14 protein-coding genes and 1 pseudogene are annotated in these 17955 nt (G+C 47.5%); 8 read left to right on the top strand and 7 right to left on the bottom strand.

Features of this window, described 5'->3' with window-relative positions; all coding sequences use genetic code 11:
• Window positions 1-277: 277 nt before the first annotated feature.
• Window positions 278-451, top strand: coding sequence for an aspartyl-phosphate phosphatase Spo0E family protein (locus tag GCA01S_RS07515; protein ID WP_042408765.1), 174 nt, complete (start codon window positions 278-280; stop codon window positions 449-451).
• 25 nt (window positions 452-476) lie between these two features.
• On the opposite strand, the gene GCA01S_RS07510 is transcribed toward GCA01S_RS07515, so the two are convergent.
• From GCA01S_RS07510 to GCA01S_RS07500, 3 genes and pseudogenes are all read right to left on the bottom strand, one after another.
• A complete protein-coding gene (locus GCA01S_RS07510; RefSeq protein ID WP_042408663.1) occupies window positions 477-1643 on the bottom strand; it encodes a DUF418 domain-containing protein in 1167 nt (388 codons plus the stop codon).
• Between the two features lie 64 nt (window positions 1644-1707).
• A pseudogene (locus GCA01S_RS07505) lies at window positions 1708-3299 on the bottom strand (long-chain-fatty-acid--CoA ligase).
• 95 nt (window positions 3300-3394) lie between these two features.
• A complete protein-coding gene (locus tag GCA01S_RS07500) occupies window positions 3395-3619 on the bottom strand; it encodes a spore germination protein (RefSeq protein WP_017436504.1) in 225 nt (74 codons plus the stop codon).
• Window positions 3620-3792: 173 nt separating this feature from the next.
• On the opposite strand from GCA01S_RS07500, the gene GCA01S_RS07495 reads away from it, so the two are divergent.
• From GCA01S_RS07495 to GCA01S_RS07465, 7 genes are all read left to right on the top strand, one after another.
• Window positions 3793-4017, top strand: a complete 225-nt coding sequence (locus GCA01S_RS07495; RefSeq protein WP_042408659.1) for a spore germination protein — start codon at window positions 3793-3795, stop codon at window positions 4015-4017.
• Window positions 4018-4083: 66 nt separating this feature from the next.
• The gene (locus GCA01S_RS07490) at window positions 4084-4305 is read left to right on the top strand and encodes a spore germination protein (RefSeq protein WP_017436502.1); all 222 of its coding nucleotides are present in this window, start codon (window positions 4084-4086) and stop codon (window positions 4303-4305) included.
• 14 nt (window positions 4306-4319) lie between these two features.
• Window positions 4320-4544: a spore germination protein GerPB gene (locus GCA01S_RS07485; RefSeq protein ID WP_042408658.1), complete on the top strand. Its 225-nt coding sequence runs from the start codon at window positions 4320-4322 to the stop codon at window positions 4542-4544.
• Window positions 4545-4628: 84 nt separating this feature from the next.
• Window positions 4629-5228, top strand: coding sequence for a spore germination protein GerPC (gerPC, locus tag GCA01S_RS07480; protein WP_026078583.1), 600 nt, complete (start codon window positions 4629-4631; stop codon window positions 5226-5228).
• Window positions 5228-5413 (top strand): hypothetical protein, encoded by a 186-nt coding sequence (locus GCA01S_RS07475; protein ID WP_042408655.1) that lies wholly within the window; start codon window positions 5228-5230, stop codon window positions 5411-5413. Before gerPC ends, GCA01S_RS07475 begins: the two co-directional genes overlap by 1 nt.
• Window positions 5413-5838, top strand: a complete 426-nt coding sequence (locus GCA01S_RS07470; RefSeq protein WP_042408762.1) for a spore germination protein GerPE — start codon at window positions 5413-5415, stop codon at window positions 5836-5838. The genes GCA01S_RS07475 and GCA01S_RS07470 overlap by 1 nt, the downstream gene beginning before the upstream one ends.
• A complete protein-coding gene (locus GCA01S_RS07465; protein ID WP_017436497.1) occupies window positions 5838-6059 on the top strand; it encodes a spore germination protein in 222 nt (73 codons plus the stop codon). Before GCA01S_RS07470 ends, GCA01S_RS07465 begins: the two co-directional genes overlap by 1 nt.
• Window positions 6060-6109: 50 nt before the next feature.
• Here the strand turns inward: GCA01S_RS07465 and GCA01S_RS07460 are convergent, their stop codons facing one another.
• From GCA01S_RS07460 to addB, 4 genes are read right to left on the bottom strand one after another with little or no spacing between them, the layout of a single operon-like run.
• Window positions 6110-9457, bottom strand: coding sequence for an AAA family ATPase (locus GCA01S_RS07460; RefSeq protein ID WP_042408653.1), 3348 nt, complete (start codon window positions 9455-9457; stop codon window positions 6110-6112).
• The gene (locus tag GCA01S_RS07455; protein WP_042408651.1) at window positions 9454-10635 is read right to left on the bottom strand and encodes an exonuclease SbcCD subunit D; all 1182 of its coding nucleotides are present in this window, start codon (window positions 10633-10635) and stop codon (window positions 9454-9456) included. The genes GCA01S_RS07460 and GCA01S_RS07455 overlap by 4 nt, the downstream gene beginning before the upstream one ends.
• A gap of 26 nt (window positions 10636-10661) precedes the next feature.
• Window positions 10662-14396 carry a helicase-exonuclease AddAB subunit AddA gene (addA, locus tag GCA01S_RS07450; RefSeq protein ID WP_042408648.1) on the bottom strand — a complete coding sequence of 1245 codons (3735 nt, stop codon included), beginning with the start codon at window positions 14394-14396 and terminating at the stop codon, window positions 10662-10664.
• A 1-nt stretch (window position 14397) separates the two neighbouring features.
• Window positions 14398-17898 carry a helicase-exonuclease AddAB subunit AddB gene (gene addB, locus GCA01S_RS07445; RefSeq protein ID WP_303620917.1) on the bottom strand — a complete coding sequence of 1167 codons (3501 nt, stop codon included), beginning with the start codon at window positions 17896-17898 and terminating at the stop codon, window positions 14398-14400.
• Window positions 17899-17955: the final 57 nt, after the last annotated feature.

Below are 17955 nucleotides of genomic sequence, written 5' to 3'. Positions count from 1 at the left end.
ATGCATACTCGTTTATATTCGCGTTTTTACATAAAAGTCCTACTATTTGTTGAATTTTGTCTAAATTAGAAAATTTATCGCTTATTTTAGCGAATGCCTTTCTTTTTTCGTCGCTATATGTATAATAATGTTTAGTTCTTTTCTTCATCGATAGTCATGACTTTGGAATCATACCAAAAGTATGATGGCATTGCGTGGACAGGGTTTATTCTCAAGGGCTTCTATAATGAAAGAAAGAGAATTCCTTCAGAATAAAAAAGGATTGATGGTGAATACAATGGTTCTTGTTTTAATTGAAGAAAAACGGCAACAGATGATCGAATTAGCATTGACGTACGGATTTACTGCAAAAGAAACGATTCAATGCAGTCAGGAACTAGATGAACTGATCAATCGCTATTTACAGCAAACGGTGCTAACCGAATCTCCTTTCCTGTCCGTCCCTCAGTAATACAACTCCATTGCGAGGGGCTTTTTTATTTATACAGAGGCGGTTTTTTTCCATACGTCACCCAGCGCCATACCCACTCGGCCGGGCCATAGTGGAAATGCATAAGCCACTTGCGGCTGATCACTAACTGCGCGCTATAGAGAAAAAGCGCAAGCAGCGCGCCGGCAAACACGCCCATTTTGCCATACCAGCCAAATCCATAATGATAAAACAGCAACGTGCAGAAGAGCGATTGCAACAAATAATTGGTCAGCGACATTTTCCCAATATATTGAAAAACCATTAGTTTTTGTTTCCATTGCTTTTTTCGAAACAATAAAACAATAGCCGTTCCGTAAAAACACGCTAATGACGTTCCGCCGAATATATTTTGGATATACATTGTAAAACCATTGTTTACGGTAAAGTATGGAAATGTTTTTAAAAATAGCCCTGCTATCAGCGAGAGAAGCGCTACATGACGAAGCACCGCCGTATGGCGTTCCGCCTCCTCGATCCATCGTTTTTGCGCGACATATCCACCAATCAGGCAAAGCGGCAGCACGGTCACCACCGTAAACAGCAGCCCTCCTGAACCGTTGACATACATCCAATCATTCCACCGCTGCCAGAAAATATCGGATAGCGATCCGTTTTGATAATGATCGATTGCTTCTGCTGCCAGCTGAACATCTTGATCTTCACTGCTTCCTTCCTTTCCGGAAAAGACCGTCATTCCAAGCAACAGCAGCATCAACAGATGGGGAGCAAAAAAGCAAATCAGCGCCCCGATAAGCCATACGCGCGGCCGGACTTTGAAAAACAAAAGCAATATTGCTCCGGCAAGGGCATATGGAATTAAAATATCGCCAAACCAAATGCCAAAAGCGTGGACCACCCCAATCGCCAATAAAGCAATGAGCCGCCGCACCAAAATGAATTCAAACGGGAGATGTCTTTGCTGCAGCCGATGGCGAAATAAAACCATGCTAAAACCAAATAAAAAGGCGAACAACGGGTAAAAGCTTGCTTCGCAAACAACGTCAATGGCCGCCATCGTTCCGCGGTCAAGCCAGCTTCCTTCCTTTACGCTTCCGTCGTACATGGCTGGCGAGGAGAAGTGGGGCATGTTTGCCAGCAAAATTCCTAATAGAGCAAAACCGCGCAGCACGTCAATCACTATAATTCGCTGTGCATTGGATTGTTGGCTCATTTTTTCTCCTTTCTTTCTGCATGCTTTAATAGAAAAAGGCGCCGCATAATGCGGGCCCTATTTTTTAGTTCACGTAACGGCCTGTTTTTCCAACGGAATCCCAATATTGTTTGCGCAACTGCACTTTTTGAATTTTCCCGGACGCCGTTTTTGGCAATTCTTCCACAAAAGTAACGCCGGTAATCGCTTTAAAATGGGCGAGCTTTTCGCGTGAAAACGCGATTAATTCCTGCTCTGTCACTTCATGCCCCGGACGCACGACCACAAATGCATGCGGCGTTTCTCCCCATTTTTCGTGCGGCACCGCGATCACCGCTGCTTCCAGCACCGTTGGATGTTCGTACAGCACCCCTTCTACTTCAATCGAAGAAATATTTTCCCCGCCGCTAATAATAATATCCTTTTTCCGGTCGACAATATCAATATTTCCATATTCATCTACTGTTGCCATATCACCAGTATATAACCAGCCATTGCGAATGGTCTCCATCGTTGCCTCTGGATTTTTCCAATACCCTTTCATGACATTGTTACTTCTTATAATGACTTCACCGATCGTTTTTCCATCATGGGGCACTTCATCACCGTATTCATCTACCACCTTTACTTCACAACCGATCATCGGATACCCCGCTTTTGCTTTTATACGATATTGTTCTTCCAGCGGCAAATGGCGCAAATGCGGGCGGATCGTTGAGATCGTGTTAAGTGGAGAAGACTCCGTCATGCCGTATACTTGAATAAACTCCCAGCCAAGCTCTTGTTCGACGCGCGTGACAAACGCTGGCGGCGGCGCCGAACCGGCAATCACAACGCGGACTGGATGGTCAATCGCCGGCTTATGTTCATCATAGTACTGCAAAAGCATATTTAATACCGTCGGCGCCATATGCATGACGCTAACCTGATACGTTTGAATATAATCAAAAATCACTTTTGGATCGACTTTACGCAAGCCGATTTGCGTCGCTCCGTTTGCCGTATAATAAAACGGCGCCCCCAGCCGTTGACGTGAAACATCGGCAATACATGCAAATGCGTATCTTGATCGGAAACACGGAGATGATGCATCGCAATCAACGCATGAAGGTAATTGTTGCGGTGCGTCAGCATGACTCCTTTTGGATTTCCCGTCGTTCCGCTTGTATATAAAAGGCTGCATACATCGTTCTCATCGATATCCGGACGTCCAACGGGCACAGCTGGATATTGCCCGAGCCATTCGTCGTAATCGATTTCATTTGTTTCTTTATTTTTTTGATGAACGATAATCGTCTTTACGGTTTGCAACTGATCTTTAATCGGCGCAATTAAGTGGTACAAGTCTTGATCGACAAACAGCACTTTGCTTTCGCTATGATTTAAAATAAACAAATAATCGGCGGGCTTGAGGCGCGTGTTCAACGGCACCATAATCGCGCCGAGCTGAAAGACGCCGTAAAATCCTTCTAGCATTTCGAGCGTGTTTGGCGCTAAATATGCCACGCGATCCCCTTTTTCTACCCCCAACTGTTTTAGACCGTGAGAAAGTTGATTTACGCGCTCGCCTAGCTGTCTGTATGTAACTGTTCGTCCGGAACAAATCATGGCCGTTTTGTCTCCATACAGGGAAACAGCCCGATCTAAAAACTGCGTCAACACTAATGGCACATTCATTCTCCCATCTCCTAACTATGTTTTAGAAAATTCATAATTATAGTATATATAACTTTTTGCAAAAGAAAAAGATGGTCTTTGTCCATCACGACCACCTAATTATTGCCTTTCACCCCTGAGTCTACCGCATCAGGGTCTAATAGATTTACAACACTGCAAAACGTATTCGTCTGCAGAAAATCGCCTGAATTTCCTCCTCCTGCCCCTGAGTTTGATTTTGTTGTGCTTTTCGGAGCGATTTGCAGCACATCTCCCATATTGACCGTGCCATTTCCGCTCACGTTTGTCACTTTAATTCCGCCAATAATCATTGCCGGCATCACTCATTCTCCTTCTCATTTTTTCTTAAAATACAGGGAAGTAAAAGCGAGGGTAGTTCAATGATTAGCATATGATCAAAAAATAGATTCGCTTGGACACCCATCCTATCTTGAACCGTTTTTCTTCCCCATTCATACACTGACAATAAGCAATGAGAAAAAGGGGGAGCCCTATGCCTTCGTTTGTTAGCGGTCCAATTAAAATTACGCATGTGAGCGGAGATGGCACCGTAAATTTTGGAGATGTATTGCAAATTGCCCCGAAAAGTACGCTAAAAACTAACTCTGGCTCAGGTGGAAGCAATAATGGAGATTTTTTACAAACGAACACGTTTGTCAGTTTTACAAACACGGGAGATCCTGACGTCTCCGACTCTAACAATGTGGCAAACAATTAGAACGCTCACCTTTTTGCTGCTGCGCCCATACACTAATGTAAGACATAAAAGAAAGGTGCATGCCTTATGCCAGCATTTGTCGGAGTTGTCAAATTAAATAGCATCTCAAGCAGCGGCGTGTTTCATATTGGAGACGTGTTTGCGATTTCGCCCCAAAGCGTTGCCAAAACCTTTGCCGGCGCCGGTTCGTTTAACACGGGGGATGGTCTGCATATTTACAACTATTATAGCAATACAAATACCAATGACGCGGATGTCGCCGATGAAAATGTGGTAGCTAACGCTTAAAGGAGGAGAAGAAATTGAATTTTTACATTAATCAAAGTATATGTATTTACCAATTGAAAATTGGCTCTGTCACGAACTCATCCGTACTGCAAATCGGCAGCGCAGGCAGTATCCAAGCGCTTTCTACGCTAATGAACACAGGAGGATACACAGAATCCGCTCCAGAGGCGATCACTACCGCTCCGCTCGCAGGAGAAGTAGCCGGTCCTCTCGTCCCGCTTCATTCAGCAGGCCGTTAGAAAATCATGAAAATGGTGATGACAACAACTGGCCGTCCATATATTGAAATAAGAAGGGACTTTGGAGAGGATGAGTTCACGATTATGCTCCTATATGATTATTTGGTAAAGCTACGGCGCTATTTGTCATGGCAAACAAAAAAAATACAGACGTTAGAACAGCGGCTTCTCCTCCTAGAAAATCAGCTAAAAGAACTGGAACAGCAACCTCGCACCACTATTGAACGAATCGAATATAAATTTGATCAACTAAAAGTGGAAACATTGGAAGGAACGTTAAATATCGGCATTACTCCTAACGGGGTTGGCAACGTTATCGAAGATTTTGCCGTTCAACCAGAAAAAACGGTTGTTCCGAAGCCGGAACCCGTCTTATTCCGTAACATTCAAGAAAAAGTTCATGCTTATTTAGGAAAGGAAGCAAAGGAAACGATAAAAAGATTCGAAAAACAGTACGCACATCGTCTTGATGACACGTATCGACATTTTATTTTGCAAGACATTGCCCGGCAAGTAGACGAACGAATTCGTTTTTATTTGCATCAAAAAATGAATAACGGGTACGTTCCTAAATCAGACAATGATGAGACCGTCGTAAACGAAATTTTTCAAAAAGTAAAGATGGATATTGAGCAATCGATTGACCTTTTTCTAAAACATTTGCCAAAGCAAGGAGGAGAATGATGAATTATACTGTGATCAACCGTGATGTTCATGTTGGAGATATTCATTTAATAGCTGTAACAAGCTCCGCCGTTTTTTTAATCGGCGATGCGGATGTCATTAATCTCGCGTCCGCTTTTGACACTCCTCCAGAATCATTAATCATCGGGCCGTTCGTTCCGCTCATCCCAGGAGGAGGGCTATGATGAAACGAACATCGATCGTCCAATTATTTCATGGGGAAACGGTCCTTTTTAGTTCCGTTTTACAGATTGGAGATTCACAAAAAATTAATTCCCGTGCTCGTGTTTTAGCTGTCCAGCGACAATATGAGCTGTTTTTTGGAAACGAAGGGGAAAACATCTTTCCAGTTTTTACAAAACCGATTCCAAAAATTCAATCGGACTGCCGCAACATTTCGCTGCAAACACTCCATCAATCTCCCGTTATCTCCGTCCGTTCCATTCGTATAATAGCGGTTTCCACTGCCGGTGTGGTGCATATCGGTTCAACATCTACCGTTGATGCGGAAGCAAGAATTAAACATATCCGCCAGCTTGCGCCGAATTCTTCAGAACCTTCTATGGGAAATACACAAACAACCCCACCAATGGTAAAGGATGAGAAATAATGCCTTCTGTCGTCGGACCAATTAAAATTAATAATGTCAGCAGCGGAGCGGTTGTCCAAATGGGGGATTGCCTGTATATCGCTCCAAAAGTCGCAACAAAAACGCAAGCTGGTTCGGGAGGATTTAATACCGGAGATTTTGTCATTACCAATAATGGCATCAGTTTGACCAACTCGTTTGACCCTGACACGTTTGACAGCAATGTCGCCGCCAATAACTAGCAAAGCCGCCGTTTCAAAAAGAAACAGGCGGCTTTGCATGTATACGGTAGTTACATTACTTCTAATCTCACTCGCGTTCCGCGTCCCCCCGGCTCTGCCGGCTCGACAATCAGCCGTTTCGGCAACCGGGAGCGAATTTCCTGCACATGGCTAATGACTCCAACGGACAGCCTCTGTGTATGAAGTTTCTCGAGCGCGGAAATCACGGTGTCAAGAAGCTCAGCATCAAGCGTGCCAAACCCTTCATCCAAAAAGAAAAACCGCAGCGGATATTCTCCGCGTAACTGAATTTGCGCCGATAACGCCAAAGCAAGCGATAATGATGTTAAAAACGTTTCCCCTCCTGATAGAGTGGTCACCGGCCGCTTGACGCCGCCGTTGGCGTCATCGCGGATCAAGAACCCTCCTTGTGAATCGATTTCAAGCGAATAGCGCTGTCTAGTTAACGAGTGCAGCCGTTCCGACGCCATTCTCGTGACTTGAATGAGCTGTTCTTCTGCCATAAACTCCACAAAGCTGTTTCCCTTTAAAATGGATTGCAAATGTTTATAACGATCGAGCAGGGCAGTTAGTTGCTCCTGCTTTTTCTCCAACTCGATAAACCGCTGATGTTTTTTAGTTAACTCTTCTACTTTCGTTTGTGCGGCGCCTAATTGCTGGATCGCCTCATCTACCTGCTGCTTGATCTCTCTGTATACCGCCTGCAGCTCTTCCCATTGCTCCTTATCGATCGTTTCCCCTTGCATCGCTTCCGCCAGCTGTTCAAGACGATGCTGTACTTGCTGCTTTTTCCGCCAATAGTCATCGATTTGTTGCTTCCACCCGAAATATACTTCCTCTGCAACCTTTGCTTCTATTGCTTCTTTTTCATCAGCAAATATCGTTTTTTGCAGTTCTTGAAGCCAGCGTGATTTCGCCTCTTCATACCGTGCTTTTCCTTCCTCTAGCGACTGCCCAGCCGCTTTTTCCTCAGCTTCTAGCGTTTGATATTGTTTCTGCATGTGCAGCCATGTTTGATAGGTTTGTTCTTCTTCTGCTTGCAGCTTTTGCAGTTGTTCTTCTACTTGACGAAGCTGCGGTTCGATTCTTTCTGTCCCTGCCTTTTCTATTAATTGTTGCCGATATTCTTCCACTAACTTTTGTTTCGTTTGGCATAAAGAAGCGAGACGCACTTTTTCTGTTTCCAGCCTCCGCTCTTCTTCTGCCAGCCGTTCTTTTTCCCGCCATTTATTTTCAAGATATGAAACGCTGTCGTCAATCCGTTTTTGCAAATGGCGAACCATCTCTTCCTGCTTGCGCATTTGTTGGCGCAGTTCATCGATCTCTGTCAGGGAAAAATCAGGATATTTTTCCCGCCAGTCTGTCTCTAGTTGATTATATTCGTCCACACGGCGCTGCCATTCGTTCTGCAGCTGTTGTATATCTTTTTCCAGCAGTTGGATTTCCTGCTCCGTTGCCTGCTGCGCCGATTCCGCATTGCGCCATTGCTGTAATGCTTGATGGACAGCTTCCTTTAACTGCAGACAGTCCTGTTGCAGCTCCTTCGCTTCCACGGTAATATTGACGTCCTCTTCCACCTTCCATTGGCTAACATCCAAACGCGCAAAGGTCCATTCATTGCCGACAAACTGCGCGAGCTGCTCCAGCTGAGCTTTGAGAGAAAGCAGCTGTTGCATATCGAGCTGTCCTTGTTTGATATGCTTCTCGATTATTAAGATCATCTGAGCATCGGCCGGGTCAACGTGTACATGGGGATGAGGGTGTTCGCGCGAACCGCAGACAGGGCATGGTTCTCCGTGGCGGAGCTGTTTGGCCAAAATGGCGGCCAGTTCTGCCGTTTTCGCCTCTTCTGCTTTTTTCCGCTCTTTCTCGAGCTGTTGTTCGTACCGGTATAGGAGCTTCTCCAACTGCCATTGCCGCTCGCAAACCGAATGATATGTTTTTTCAATGCGCTGAAATAAAATATGTAATTTCTCTTTTGCTGTTTCTGCATACCGCTTTCTTTTTTCCCATTCTCTGTTTGCCTGCTCCCGTGTCTGCTCCTTTTGCGCCAGCAGTTGCTGCGCATGGCGGAGTGCGTCTGCCGCTCTTTCGATTTGCAGTTTTTCATCATGCGCCTGCTCGATCCGCTCTTTTTGTTCTAGTGAACGAACATGCTTTTGCAGCTCTTCTTTCAGCATTTGCTGTTTCGCTAAGCCGCGCTCATACCATCTTTCTGCTTCCCCGCGCTGCTCCGCCGCTTTTTGTTTCTCTAATTCGATTGAATGTTTTTGTTTTTTAAGCTCGTGAACTTCCGCTTCCAGCGCGCGGATTTGCATTGCCAATTGTTTTGCCTGCGCCAGCTGCTCTTTTTTAGCCAACAGGCGCGGCTCCTGGGAAGCCTTTTCTTCGCGAATTTGTTCATAACGGCGCATCGCTTGTCCGTAAAGCACCTTTGCCTGTGCAAGCTTATGCTGCAACTCCTTTTGTTTGGCGAAAGCAGCTTCCATAAAACGAAGCGCTTTTTCATACTGTTCCCAGTACGGCCATATCCGCTCGGCCTGCTCCGCCCGTTCTTTTTTTGTTTCCAATAGACGAATATGTCGTTCTTTCTCGGCAAAACGCGCCAGCTCCGCTTCAAGCTCTTCTTTTTCCTTTTGCCACGTCCATAACTGTCTGGCCCGTTCTACCGTTCTCTCCATATCATGCAACTCTTTTTTCCGCTTTTGCAATAATCCCTGCAAGGTGTTGAATTGCTGTTTTGCCTGTTCCAATGCTTCTTTGGAAGCATCGCCCAAACCGGCTTTTTCAGCAGCCACCTCGTTCCACTCGTTCGAAATGCTGGCCAGTTTTTCTTTCAATTTTTTATTCAGACGGTCGCCATACGGTTCCAAATGGAAAAGACGCTGCAACATTTGCCGCCGTTCAGCGCCTTTTAGTGATAAAAACTCGGCAAATTTCCCCTGCGGCAGCACGACGGCGCGCGTAAAATCTTTCATCGTCAACCCGAGCAGCTGCTCGATCTCCTTATTGACTTCCGTCAATTTATCAGCAAGCACCACCGGCTCCTCGCCGTGCTCGATCAAGCGGCAGACGGAGCTTTTTATCCGCCATTCGTCCCCTCTTTTAAAGCTGCGCTCTACCGTATATCTCTTTGCACAAGACGCATTTTCCAATTCGAAGGTAAAAGAAACAAACAGCTCGTTTTCCGCGTGGTTCATGATCCCCTGTGTGTGGTTTGGCGCCCGTTCGACACTGCCGAACAAGGCAAGCGTCATCGCATCTAAAATCGTCGATTTGCCGCTTCCCGTCGGGCCGAAAATACCGAAAACGCCGCCTTCGCATAAAGATTGAAAATCGATCGTCTGCTTCTCGCGGAAGCTATGCAGCCCCGCGACCGTCAACGAAACTGGCTTCATTCTTCCGTCTCCCCCTCTTCTTCCCCGTCCGCCACCAGCTCTAAAAAGAGGCGGACAAGCTCGTCATCCGGTTTATGCCCGCCCGTTTGGCGTTCATAAAAGCGGCGGAACATTTCCTCTAATGACAATTGCTCTTGTTTTACACCGGTGTCATGCTCTTCTTTATCTGGGAAAACTGGACGAATATGTACAAAACCGGGATGCAGCTTGCGCAGACGGTAAATTTCTTCCATTGTCAGCGGCTCGGAAAGGTGGATCTCTAAATCAATCCAACTCGACGCGTCTTTTCCTTCCTCACACCAGCGGTACACTTGCATAAGCCCGTCCGTCGCCTTCCATCTCACAAGCGGCTTGCCGGAAGAGAGCGGAATTTCCGAAACGGCCGCTTTTGCTCCCGGCTTTACATCGACGATCGTCACCGATTTAGCATAGCCCGATTCGGAAAAGCTATAGGCAAGCGGGGATCCCGAGTAGCGGGCCGCCGTTTCTGCGCGTTTGACATCCTGCGGCCGGTGCAAATGGCCGAGCGCAACATACTGCGCTTGTTTTGGCAGGCTTGTCGCAGCTACTGTATAAGCGCCTCCGACCTCGATCGGCCGCTCCGAATCCGAGGTGCTTCCTCCCGCCACATAAAGGTGGCTCATGGCGATATTAACCGTCTTTTCCGTAAAAGAAGCGGCCATGACGGCAAATAACTGGCGGATTCGCTCATCATACCGATCGCGTAGTGCCGCCTCGGAATGTTCTTTTGACAGCAGTTGCGCCAAGCGCGATTCGGACGGATAGGCAAGCGGGGCAAGTAGCATCGTTTCGTTGCACGCCGGCACATCAATACGATAGACGGACGTATCCGGCCAACCGAGCAAAAAGATGTTGTAATCATCGAGTAAAGCGCGCGCCGCGCTAATGCGCTCCGGGTGATCGTGGTTGCCGGCGATCACCGCGATCGGCCGTTTTCCTTTGTCGGAAAGGCGAGCAAGGCTTTCGTAAAACAACTGTTCCGCCGCTACCGGAGGATTTACCGAATCAAACACATCGCCTGCCATTAATATGACATCAATGTTTTCTTGCTCAACGATGTCCGCTAGTTCATCTAAAAACTGCTCCTGCTCCGGCAGCCGGCTTCTTCCTTCCAGCGTTCTCCCCAAATGCCAGTCCGCGGTATGCAAAATGCGCATCACTGCCCTCCCCCTTTTACCATTTTTTAAACGGAAAGAAGATGCGATCCATCAAATAAATATAAATAGCATTCATCAACACGGGTGCGCCAAATTTGTTCGACAGCGCGACGGTATAAACGCATTTGTGTTTCATATCGGGATATAATCACCTGCTTCGCTTCACTCCATCCGCCGTCAAACCGATTGGTGACCGTATCCGTTTTAAAATCGATTAAGACAAGCCCCTTTTCGTCGGCAAACAGGCAGTCAATCACCCCTTGCACCAACACTTGTCTTTCTTCACCAATGCCTTCGCCGTATACTTCTTTGGCCGAAAGCGCGAAGCTAAACGGAACTTCGCGGTACACTTCGGCAGCGGCACACAAGCGCTGACCAATGTCTGTTGCGAAAAACGCGACAACGCTGGAAACATCGATCGCTTCCGCCTGTTCATGGGTCAGCAGCTCCCGTTGCACGAGCTTTGCGATTTGCTCGCGAACAGACGATTCAGTAACCGGTGCGGTTATGTCTACATGCTGCATAATGATATGCATTGCCGTCCCTTTTTCCGCCGGTGTCAATTTTTTCTCCTGCATAAACAGCGGACGTTCAAAAATCGGCGCGAAAGTGTGCTGAAGCAGCAGCCGGTCCGCGTTTTCTCCGAAAATGTCGCGCTGCCGCTTTAACTCCGATACCGTTTGCTTGGCACGCACCATCGTTTCTTTTTCATACGCGTACCGCCACGAAAGAAGGCGCTCTATTTCCTCTTTCCGTTCCCCTATGTTCGGGACCGGATCTCCCTTTTTTAGCGCAGACATTATTTGTTCATTTGCCTGGTCCGCTTCCGCATTTTCATCGTTTAACTGACTCGCCGGAATGACTTCCATATGCCAGGTGGACGGGTGGAAAGCGATTTTTTCGCACACACCGGGCACATCCGCCAGCCGCTTTCCATCGCGATGGCGGATAAGCGCTCTTCCGATCCAATCTAAATAACAGCGGGCGGAAGCGCGGACATCATCAGGCAAGAGCCATCCTTCTTCCGTTGCGGCGCTTTTCCATTTGGCTATTTCTTTTTCCGCATCTTTTACGGCAGCGACTAAATACAATTTTTCTTTCGCTCTTGTTAACGCCACATATAAAATCCGCATTTCTTCCGCCAAAAAGTCAAGCCGTTTTTTCTCCCGGATCGCCATTTGCGGCAATGTCGGATAACTGATGCGCAGCTTCGGATCCACAAAGCGCGAAGCAAAGCCGAGTTCTTTATCAAGCAAATATGGGCCGTGTAAATCGCGCATATGAAACGGGCGGGCTAATCCGGCTACAAACACGATCGGAAATTCGAGCCCTTTGCTGCCGTGGATCGTCATCATCCGCACAACATCTTCTTGCTCGCCAAGGGTGCGTGCCGCGCCCAAATCATCCCCCCGTTCTTGCAGGCGCTCGATAAACCGCAAAAAACGGAACAATCCGCGGAACGACGTTGTCTCATATTGGCGGGCTCGGTCATAAAGAGCGCGCAAATTCGCCTGCCGCTGTTTTCCTCCAGGCAGGGCGCCGACAAAATCGTAAAACTGCGTATCCCGATACAGCTGCCAAATCACATCGGCCAGTGAACGCTGCCGCGCCATCGACCGCCATTGTTGTAATTGTTCGACAAACGAACGCAATTTTTCCTGCAGCCTTTCTTCTTCTGTACTCTCTGCCGGTTTCTGTAAAAAGGCCATCATTGCCTCATAAAATGTCCCTTTTTTATCGCTAATGCGAATCAGCGCTAACTCATTTTCGTTTAAGCCGACGATCGGCGAACGCAACACGGCGGCAAGCGGTATATCTTGATACGGATTGTCGACCACTTTTAACAGAGACAGCATAATCGATATTTCCGTCGCCTGAAAATAGCCGGAAGATAAGTCCGCATACACCGGAATGCCATGCGCGCGAAATTCTTCAATGATCTGCGGCGCGTTTGTCATCGACCGCAGCAAAATGACAATATCCCGATACATCGCGCGGCGCATTTGTTTTATGTTGCGGTCATACACATAAAACGGCTTGGAAACGATTTCCTTTATTTTTTTCGCCATCACGCGCGCTTCAAGTTCCGACAGCGCCAAGTCGCCGGCATTCCATTCTTCCGTTTCTTCCCCATCTTTGCTGCTTCGGTCTACGATGATGAATTCCGGAACAGCCTGCTCGTAATCAGGATAGTCAGTGGCTCCATATTTTAATTGTGCCGCTTCATCATAATCCATCTCGCCGACGTTCTCGTCCATGATTTGCTGAAAGATAAAGTTGGTCCCATGCAGCACTTCGGAGCGGCTGCGAAAGTTGCACGCTAAATCAATTTTCATTCCTGATTGGCTTCCGTCTGGTGTGAACCGTTTATATTTGCTTAAAAACAACAGCGGTTCTGCCAAACGGAAACGATAAATCGACTGTTTGACGTCGCCGACCATAAATAAATCTCCTGTGTGTTCATTTCCTTTTTTAACCAGCTGCAAGATGGCCTCCTGCACCATATTCGTATCTTGATACTCATCAACAAGCACTTCGGCAAACTGTGCACGGTAATCTAAAGCCGCATCGGAAGGAAGCCACTGTCCATCTGGGGAGTCTGGATGGCGTAAAATTTGCAAACAATAATGCTCCAAATCGGAAAAATCGACAATCCCCTTTTCCCGCTTATATGACTGAAACATTTCCGCAAAGCGCTTGACCAAGCGCACAATCGTTTCGACAACCGGCTTCATCTCGCGCATATGCCGAAGCCATGTGGCTGGACGAAGGGAAAAGACGTTATCGCGCAGCAATTCCAGCTTCTTTTTCGCCTGTTCGCGCAATGATTTCGCTTCTTCGATCAATTGCGGGTCGTACTCATTGCCGCGGCACGAATTCAACCGCGATAGCGACAAAGCCTGCAGCGCTTCATACAGCTCGTCCCATGACTGCTCTAACAACGTTTCTAAATGATGAATAAACTGCAAATCACTGCGATAGTTTTCCGCGTACGGCAGCGGTCCTCCCGGCAAGTTCGTCAAATGAAGCGCCCTTGTAATGAACCGTTTTGCCGCAGACAGCTCCATCGTTACGTATTTTTTCAAATAAGAATAATATGGAAGCTCTGCCACCGATGCATTTTCCTCGATGTCATACATGGCGGCCAACTGATCGAGCCATTGCTGCGGTTCTGGATGCGAGCGGGAAAATTCATAGATTGCTAAAATCATCTCCTGCAGTTCGGCATCGCTCCGGTCCCCTGTATAGCGGTCTACCACATCGAAAAACAGCTCATTATCGGTCTTGCCGTATTCCTCCTCGAGCAGCTCTTCCATCACTTCCTCTTTCAGCAATTCGATTTCTGTATCATCGGCGATGCGAAATACAGGATCCAAGTCAATGAAATAATAATATTTGCGAATCACATCCAAACAGAAAGAATGGATCGTCGAAATCGAAGCGCGGTTTAATAAGCTGAGCTGCCGCCGCAAATGGAGCGAGTTTGGCTGCTTCTCCAGCTCACGTTCAAGCGCTTCAGCAATTCTTGCTTTCATTTCTGCCGCCGCCGCGTTCGTAAATGTAACAACAAGCAGCCGGTCTACATCGATAGGATCTTCTTCCGCCGTTATTTTTTGGATAATCCGTTCGACAAGCACAGCGGTCTTTCCGGATCCCGCCGCTGCCGCGACAAGAATGTCCTGTCCGCCGGCGACAATCGCTTTCCACTGTTCATCGGTCCAACGGCTTTCTGCCGGCTTCGGGCGAAACGTGACGTTCATTTCAGTCCTTCCCTTCCGATAATTTTTTCATGATCGCCTGATTGTCCTGCGGCGTTAACAGCCGGTAACGATTGCCTAGGAATGATTCGTCAAACTGGCAAACCGGCTTAAACGGGCAGAATTCGCAAGGAGTTTGTTCCTTTAGCTTGTACGGAGCGATATCAACGGCCCCGTCCACAATTTGTATGCCAATCATTTGGAACAGCTGGCGAATATGCTGGCGCAGATAGGCGAAATCTGTTTCACTGACAACAGAAGATTTCGAATGAATCGCACCTTTTTTTGTAATTTGTGCGGGAACGACGAGCGACCATTTGCCTTCTTCGATGTGCATATCCATCAAGCGGATGGCCTCCGCGTCTTCTAGCAGCAGACCTCGCATTTTAAACTGCTCGAGCAGCTTTTTCTCGATTTCTTTTTCATCTTGCAGGAATTGATTGCTTTTTATCATCGGATTGTGCACATGGAAATAAAGGATGCCGGCAGGGAAAGCTTCTTGGCCGACCAGCTGTTCGGCATACGTCAGCACAATATCCAAGTACGTAAGCATCTGCAAGGCGAGACCATAGTATACTTCCGTTAAATCTAGCGTTTTGGCGCTAGATTTATAGTCAATTACGCGCAATAAAACCCCTCTTGAACTCTCCGCTTTATCGACGCGGTCAATTCGTCCGACCAGTTCCATCACGGTGCCATCAGGAAGACGGAACGATAGTGGCGGAAGCACGCCGTTAGGGCCGAACTCCAGCTCCAAACCGACCGGCACAAAGCCGCTTGCCCGTGCGTGCTCGCTTAGCACATGCGCCGTTCTGGCGATGACGTTTTGCAGTTTCCGCTTCATATAGTAGTAGCGATTCGAGCTGAATAATACCTTTTGCTGAATGAGTGGTGCGACCTGCTCCACCGCTTCGATGGACAGCCGCTCGCATTGCTGTTTGGATAAATGGCGCCAATCAGTGTTTGCTTCGCGCAGGCGGTCGGATATCATTTTCAGCGCAGAATGGAACAGCTGGCCGATGTCCGGAGCTTCAAGCCGGAAGACGGTTCGCTCCTTTAGGCGTAAACCGTGGGAAGCAAAATGGGAAAACGGGCATTTTTGAAATTGTTCCATGCGCGATACGCTGGCTTGGATTTTTTTTCCATACAGCCGCTTGCTGATTTCTTTTTTCAACGGCGCTGTTTCATTTGTATAAAATAGCCCGGAGATTGCTTTTTGCACCTGTTTTCTCCAATTTGAGTCGCTGATGAAAAAGTTGTATACATCCCACCATAGCGGGGCAATGGAATAATTGCGCTTCCATGCCTGAAGCTGTGCGACGAGATAAGTTTGCGTCGCGCGTGGTGCGGTCACAAACGATGCTTGTTCCGCAGGCGCTGCATCGAGCGGATCATTTCCACATACACGCTTTTGCAAATACGGAAATAAATCAGCCAGATGCTTGATGACGATCGAAGGCGGCAGTGCTTTTCCTTCTTCATTGGCAAGCGGATAAGTGACATATAGGCGTTCGCTTGGACACGTTAATGCCAAATAGATGAAAAAAGGTTCATAAAATAATTGCTCTCTCCCGCCCGGAGCTACTCGCGCGCCCAGCTCGTGCAATAGCTGCCGCTCCGCCTCGGCGATCAACCCGTCTTCTTTTGCTTTGGCCGGAATCACCCCGTCATTGACTCCGATCACAAATGCACATTTGATATCGATGAGGCGCGAGCGATCCAGCTGCGCGATAATCACTTGATCCATTGCCGGCGGGACAAGCGCAAATTCAAGACGGTCGAGACCCGTTTCAATAATGTTCGCAAACTCCGTAACAGGGAGCGTTTCATCCCCTAGCATTTCCACGTACTGGTTGAGCAAATCGATCACCGCGTTCCATACTTGTTCATGATGTCTTGCTTCGACGAGTTTTCCCTGCTCTTGTGCCGCCTTGCTCATGTTCTCCAGCTTTTTAGGAATTTGCAATTCTTCTAAAAATAGATAAACCGCTTCGCAAAGGCCTCGTCCGTCTTTTGCCCGCCGCATGCGGCGCTCGAGCCGTAGAAGCGGAGATGCCACCATCTCGCGCCATTGATTCAGCTTTTCTTCATATTGCTTCTCTTCGTCCGTCTGCGGAATCGCCAACCCTTCTAATGCCTGGTAGCGACGGTATGTCCAACGTTCGCCGTTCGTCCATTTGTCCCCTTTCACGCCGTACGCGAGCACGTAATTTTCCAGCTTGTCCATCGCTTCGCGCAGCGCGGCTACATCTTCGCCAACCGGAAACAGCAAATCGGTCTTAATCGCGCGGAACACTGCTTCATAACGCCACCGCGACGTCACAATTTCCATGCTTGCCCGTAGCAATTCAATGAGCGGGTGATGGCGCATCGGCTCTTTTTCGTCCATAAAATATGGAATATGAAAATCGGAAAAAATCGTTTTAATGAAATCGCGATATGCTTCCGTATTGCGGACGATGACGGCGATATCACGATAGCAGTAGCCTTTGTCGCGGACAAGATGAACGATTTCCCGCGCGATCGCCTCGATTTCTGCCCGGCGGTTTGCCGCTTCATACACGCAAATCGCATCGCTCTTTTCCGAATAGACAACGGCGGGGCGATCATGATAATGCGCTTCAAGATGGGCGAGTTCTGTTTCTTGGTGGCGTCTATTTCCTTCTAGCACTACCGGATCTTCGATCGCAACCCCATTTAACAGCGCTATTTCGCGAATGTCATGGTATGTTTTTGCCGTTAAATAAAAGAGATGCAATTCGTTTGGCAGCCGTTCGTCATAAGGCGCATCCACCGTCAACGAAACGGTGACGCGACGGCAATGAATCAACAGCTGCTCAAGCACCATATACTCCTGCGGGGTAAATTGATGAAAGCCGTCCACATAAATCTCGGCGTCGCGCAAGTAGCGCGATTGCGGAATTTTTTCCGCAAGCAGCCGCAAATAGTCTTCCGAATCGATATAGTGATTGGCTAAACTTTTTTCCAGTTCCTCATAAATCATCGATATATCATTTAACTTATCTGCCAGCACTTTTTCAGCGGGCTTTTTTCGATGTTCCTCCAACTCTTGTGCGTGTTGGCGGAGCTGCTGTGGGGTAAGGCAATACCGTTTACACTCCGTAATCATGTCGTAAAGCTGTTGAATAAAACCGGTTTTATCAACCGCGCGTCCAAATAATTGCAGTTGCTGCTTGCGATGTTCCACAATTTTGCGGATCATCATCTGCATGCCAACATCGTTAATATGATATCGGTTCATTCCACCCGTTTCCTGCAAGACCCGCCACGCTAGCCGTGTAAAACTAAATACTTGTGCGCGGATCATTCCGCCAATTCCAGGTGTATGTATCAACGCGTATTCGGATTGAAACGTCATTTGTTCCGGGACAAGATAAATAATCGGTTTTCCTTTCGGCTCTTCTTGCAATTTGCGGCGAATTTCATTTAAGCACGTTGCCGTTTTTCCGCTTCCTGATCTTCCCAGCAGAAATCGAAGCGACATGGATATCACCTTCATTTTCCATTATTTCCTTCATTTTAGCACATATGTTCGTGTTTC

Origin of the sequence: Parageobacillus caldoxylosilyticus NBRC 107762, from assembly GCF_000632715.1 — a bacterium.
GTDB classification, from domain to species: Bacteria; Bacillota; Bacilli; order Bacillales; family Anoxybacillaceae; genus Saccharococcus; species Saccharococcus caldoxylosilyticus.
Note: the sequence above shows the minus strand (reverse complement) of the source record. Positions and strands in the feature narration are given on the sequence as shown.

Bases quoted from the DNA above. Each gene is read 5' to 3' on its own strand.
- GCA01S_RS07470 (WP_042408762.1), top strand. From the start codon at position 5,413: ATGAAACGAACATCGATCGTCCAATTATTTCATGGGGAAACGGTCCTT.
- addA (WP_042408648.1), bottom strand. From the start codon at position 14,396: ATGAACGTCACGTTTCGCCCGAAGCCGGCAGAAAGCCGTTGGACCGAT.
- GCA01S_RS07500 (WP_017436504.1), bottom strand. From the start codon at position 3,619: ATGCCGGCAATGATTATTGGCGGAATTAAAGTGACAAACGTGAGCGGA.
- GCA01S_RS07515 (WP_042408765.1), top strand. From the start codon at position 278: ATGGTTCTTGTTTTAATTGAAGAAAAACGGCAACAGATGATCGAATTA.
- GCA01S_RS07465 (WP_017436497.1), top strand. From the start codon at position 5,838: ATGCCTTCTGTCGTCGGACCAATTAAAATTAATAATGTCAGCAGCGGA.
- GCA01S_RS07475 (WP_042408655.1), top strand. From the start codon at position 5,228: ATGAATTATACTGTGATCAACCGTGATGTTCATGTTGGAGATATTCAT.
- GCA01S_RS07495 (WP_042408659.1), top strand. From the start codon at position 3,793: ATGCCTTCGTTTGTTAGCGGTCCAATTAAAATTACGCATGTGAGCGGA.
- gerPC (WP_026078583.1), top strand. From the start codon at position 4,629: ATGCTCCTATATGATTATTTGGTAAAGCTACGGCGCTATTTGTCATGG.
- addB (WP_303620917.1), bottom strand. From the start codon at position 17,898: ATGTCGCTTCGATTTCTGCTGGGAAGATCAGGAAGCGGAAAAACGGCA.
- GCA01S_RS07510 (WP_042408663.1), bottom strand. From the start codon at position 1,643: ATGAGCCAACAATCCAATGCACAGCGAATTATAGTGATTGACGTGCTG.
- GCA01S_RS07460 (WP_042408653.1), bottom strand. From the start codon at position 9,457: ATGAAGCCAGTTTCGTTGACGGTCGCGGGGCTGCATAGCTTCCGCGAG.
- GCA01S_RS07490 (WP_017436502.1), top strand. From the start codon at position 4,084: ATGCCAGCATTTGTCGGAGTTGTCAAATTAAATAGCATCTCAAGCAGC.
- GCA01S_RS07455 (WP_042408651.1), bottom strand. From the start codon at position 10,635: ATGCGCATTTTGCATACCGCGGACTGGCATTTGGGGAGAACGCTGGAA.